The sequence below is a fragment of the Pseudomonas paraversuta genome, assembly GCF_904063065.1.
GTDB lineage: Bacteria > Pseudomonadota > Gammaproteobacteria > Pseudomonadales > Pseudomonadaceae > Aquipseudomonas > Aquipseudomonas paraversuta.
On sequence record NZ_CAJFCL010000058.1, the window covers coordinates 1 to 429 of the forward strand.

The following is a 429-nucleotide window of genomic DNA, read 5'->3' on the forward strand; positions in this document are numbered from 1 at the left end:
GTGCGCAGCAAACTGTGAATCTGCTGGGCAGTCATTTCCAGGCCCAGGCGGTCGGTTTCGCGCTGTACCACCTGGCTGAATTCGATCTGCATGCGACGCGGCAGGCTGATGCCGTATTCCTGCTCCAGCAGGTAGGCAATCCCGCCTTTTCCGGACTGGCTGTTACCCCGGATCACGGCCTCGTAGCTGCGACCGATATCCGCCGGGTCGATCGGCAAGTACGGCCCTTCCCACAGGGCGTCCGGTTTTTGCTGGGCGAAGCCTTTGCGGATGGCGTCCTGGTGCGAGCCGGAGAACGCGGTGTGCACCAGGTCGCCCACATACGGGTGACGCGGGTGAACCGGGATCTGGTTGCACTCTTCGACAACCTTGCGCACGCCATCGATATCCGAGAAGTCCAGCTGCGGGTCCAGGCCCTGGGTGTACATG

Annotated in this window: 1 pseudogene; it reads right to left on the reverse strand. The window is 62.7% G+C overall.

Features of this window, described 5'->3' with window-relative positions:
* A pseudogene (locus JQ845_RS22915) lies at window positions 1-429 on the reverse strand (2-isopropylmalate synthase); the annotation flags it as partial.